Raw genomic sequence first — 3,585 nt, 5'->3', positions numbered from 1 at the left:
ACATGCTCAGCAGGCCCCCACGCCTGCTGACCGCGCTGCTGCCGCGCGCGCGAACGCGGAACAGGACCGACAAGCGCAGCAGCAACGCGACGCCCAACAGCGCGAAGCCGAAGTACGTACTTCGTCCGTGCGATCGGAAGTACCGTCGGTCGAAACGTATCCCGTGCTGCCGAGCGAACAGCCATGTTTCCGCATCGACCGTTTCGCGCTCGATGTCCCCGATTCCTTGCCCGAATCCGTGAAGTCGCAAGGCGCATCCGCGCTGCCGATGGACCGCTTTGCGTTCGCGCGTGAATGGCTTGCCCACTACGCGGGCCAGTGCGTCGGCAAGCAAGGCATCGATACGATCATTAAAGGGCTGTCTCGGGCGATTTTGGCGCGCGGGTATATCACGACGCGCGTTCTGCTGCCGGAACAGGAGTTGAAGACGGGAACGCTGAAGCTCGCATTGGTGCCCGGCACGATCCGGCACGTGCGTTTTGCCGACGAGAAACTGCGCGGCACCTGGAAGACCGCGTTCCCGACCCGCGACGGCGACGTGCTGAACCTGCGCGACCTCGAGCAAGGTCTGGAGCAAATGAAACGTGTCACCAGTCAGGACGTGTCGATGCAAATTGTGCCGGCCGACGTGCCGGGCGAGAGCGACGTCGTGCTCGACGTGAAGCGCGGCAAGCCCTGGACGGTGGTCGCGTCGATCGACAACTCGGGCACGCGCGCGACCGGTCGGCTGCAGGGCAACCTGTCACTCGGCATCGACAATCCCCTGGGCCTGAATGACCTCTTCAACATCGGCGTGAGCCAGGATCTGGAATTCGGGGACAAGCGCCTCGGCTCGCACGGCTGGAACGGCTTCTATTCGATCCCGTGGGGCTACTGGACAGCGACGCTTTCTGCGTACACGAACACGTATTACCAGCAGATCGCCGGCGTGAATCAGACGTTCATCGCAAGCGGCAACTCGAAGACCGTCGATTTCAAGCTGAATCGTGTGCTGTCGCGCAGCCAGAACGACGTGTTCGGCGCGCAGATCCGGCTCTCGCGCCGCTTCGGCCAGAGTTTCATCGAAGATACCGAAATCCCGCAGCAACGCCGTAACAATACGTTCATCGAGTTCGGCCTGACCGATCGGCACTACTTCGGCAACGCGCAGTTCGACGGCACGCTCGCGTACCGGCAGGGGATCGGCGCATTCGGCGCGCAGGACGACAGCCTGGCGGCCGACGGCGGCCCGACCTACCGCTACAAGATGGCGGTGCTCGACGCGAACCTGTCGGTACCGTTCGCGATCGCACAGCAGCCGTTTCGGTACGTCACGACATTTCACGGCCAATACACCGGCAACACGCTGTATTACATCGACGACCTGACGATCGGCAGCCGCTACACCGTACGCGGCTTCGACGGCGAGACGATGCTCGCCGCGGCACGCGGCTTCTACTGGCGCAACGAGCTGCAGGCGCCGATCGGGCAGACGGGGCTGGCGGCTTACGCGGGCCTCGACTATGGGCGCGTGTGGGGCCCGCAGCCGGTTGTGCTGGTCGGCACGCAACTGGCCGGCGCGGTGATCGGCGTCAAGGGTAGCGTCGCGACGCGCTTTGGCGGCTATGGTTACGATCTGTTCGTCGGCACGCCGGTGTACAAGCCGTCCGGCTTTCCGACGACCCGCGTGACGCTCGGGTTTCAGCTGACGGCCCAGTTTTGATGAGAACGCAATCGAGTTCAAGCCGTCCGGTGCTTCGCCGCTCCGACGACACGGGCGAGGACAAGGAACTGACGGCGTTCCTGAATGCTCAGGTCGCCACCATCCTATCGGCAAGCCACGAACCGCGTCCGCGTTGCCCGCGCTGTGGCGGTGACCACATCACCAGCGCCGGATTCAAAGTGCGACAGAGCGGTCGGCTGCCGATGTTCGAGTGCCAGACGTGCCAGCGCTACTTCGGCCGTACGGCCGACACGCCGCTCGGTGAGAAGCACCTGAAGAAGCTCGATCTGTTCGTGTCGCTGCTGTCGCAGCCAATCTCGTGCCTCGAGGCTGGCGAGCGGATGGGCAGCCTGCCGGCCGACATCGGGCAGCGTGTGACGGCATGGCGCGCGTGGCTGCTGCAGCTCGATCCGAGCGGCACGTGGGAGCGGCGTGTCCGGCTTGGCGGCCGCCCGACCGAACTCGATCCCACGCCGCTGGCATTCGACGAGATCGGCGCGCGCGAAGATCTCACCTTGACGACGCGCCTGACGCGCGAGTTCGACGAAGTAAATTCGTTCAGCCACCGGCCACCGCGCTGCGTGGACTGCGGCAGTGGCAAGACGCGCTTCGACGAGCGCCTGCCAGGCGGTTTCCCGCGCTTCAAATGCGCGAACTGCGGGACGCGATTCACCCGACGTCGCGGCACGCCGTTCCTGAATACGAAGGCGAGCACGCTCGAACGTATGCGGCTGTTCATTCGGCATCTGTCGTTGCCGCTGTCGTTCATGCAGGTATCGGACATCGTCGGCACGAGCCCCGCGATGGTTCAGAAATGGCGCAGGATGTTCACCGAATTCGCGGACCAACTGGAGCCGAGCGGGAGTCTGTCCGTACGGATCCAACTGGGCGTCGAACCCACTGAGGCGACGCCGTGCCCATTCTGTGGTCGTGTGGGGCGCGCGCAGCGGACCGCTAGCGGACACTGGTCGTGTGGCGGATGCGGCCGGCTCTTCTCGATGCGGCGTGAGGTGGTCGATCGCAATGGTCGGTTGCATATCGTGGCCGATGAGGCGTAACGTGCCTGATGACGTCACGTGTCATCCGTGATTGAAGAGTGTCGAACGACGAGAAAGCAAGTCTCCTCCCGCACGGCGCGGTCGGCACGTACGAAGGAAATGTTGCTGCCGCTGCCGACCGCCAAAGTTCGTGCGCTGTCGCTGGAAAACCATCTCGAGCTGTCGACGGTGCGCTCGGGGCGCGGTTATTTCGATCAGATCTGCTGCCTGATCCGAGTCGTCTACCTCGCGAATTTCATTACCGATCCCTTTGGTAACGTGACTGTCGGGGTTCTCGATAAAAATGGAAAAATCGTAATTCAGCCGTCTTCGAAAATTATTGGGTCGCCACAATGAATAGAGATACTTTACCTCCCCATGGGTATTGGGATAAATGGATCGAATATACTTGCAAGAGGATAGAAGAACGTTGGGCGCGTAGTGGCGAGCCGTTTGAAAACCCCAGCTATCAGCCGCAATACGTTTTTGATATCGCAAAGTTGCATTGGCAACTAATGCTCGAAAGCTACTCGCGTGGCGATCGAGTTGATTCGATATCGAAATACTTTCCTGGTCTACTCGATGCGTGGGAGCAATCAATAAAGCTGGGGGAGGATGTATTCACAGATGAGCAAAAATCATTGCGCCGAAGCTGGGCGAGGAACCTGGATTTCTACATCATCAGCTTTTGGTTGGTCGGATTGGCTTTGACGCTCGAAATTCCGGACGATCAATGGCGACGCTTGATCGCCCTGATCGGGAATGAGGGTGAGGACGTCTTGTTGGATCGCGTGATTGCGAGTCGCGACCACGGCCGAAAGATTGGTACGGAACTTCGGCACCCGA

At 61.6% G+C, this 3,585-nt stretch carries 3 protein-coding genes and 1 pseudogene; all 4 read left to right on the top strand.

Features of this window, described 5'->3' with window-relative positions; all coding sequences use genetic code 11:
- The coding region (locus FFS49_RS41635) for a ShlB/FhaC/HecB family hemolysin secretion/activation protein (protein ID WP_137910508.1) at positions 1-1,702 on the top strand (1,702 nt) is incomplete at its 5' end.
- Positions 1,703-1,905: 203 nt separating this feature from the next.
- Positions 1,906-2,757 (top strand): annotated as a pseudogene (locus FFS49_RS41630) (DUF746 domain-containing protein); the annotation flags it as partial.
- 102 nt (positions 2,758-2,859) lie between these two features.
- The gene (locus FFS49_RS41625) at positions 2,860-3,096 is read left to right on the top strand and encodes a hypothetical protein (RefSeq protein ID WP_105817782.1); all 237 of its coding nucleotides are present in this window, start codon (positions 2,860-2,862) and stop codon (positions 3,094-3,096) included.
- The coding region (locus FFS49_RS41620; protein WP_137910507.1) for a PoNe immunity protein domain-containing protein at positions 3,093-3,585 on the top strand (493 nt) is incomplete at its 3' end. The genes FFS49_RS41625 and FFS49_RS41620, both read left to right, overlap by 4 nt.

It is taken from the genome of Burkholderia sp. 4NA327C6, from assembly GCF_005502655.1.
Taxonomy (GTDB): Bacteria; Pseudomonadota; Gammaproteobacteria; order Burkholderiales; family Burkholderiaceae; genus Burkholderia; species Burkholderia contaminans.
The sequence above is the reverse complement of the archived record's forward strand: the minus strand, read 5'-3'. Positions and strand labels throughout refer to the sequence as shown.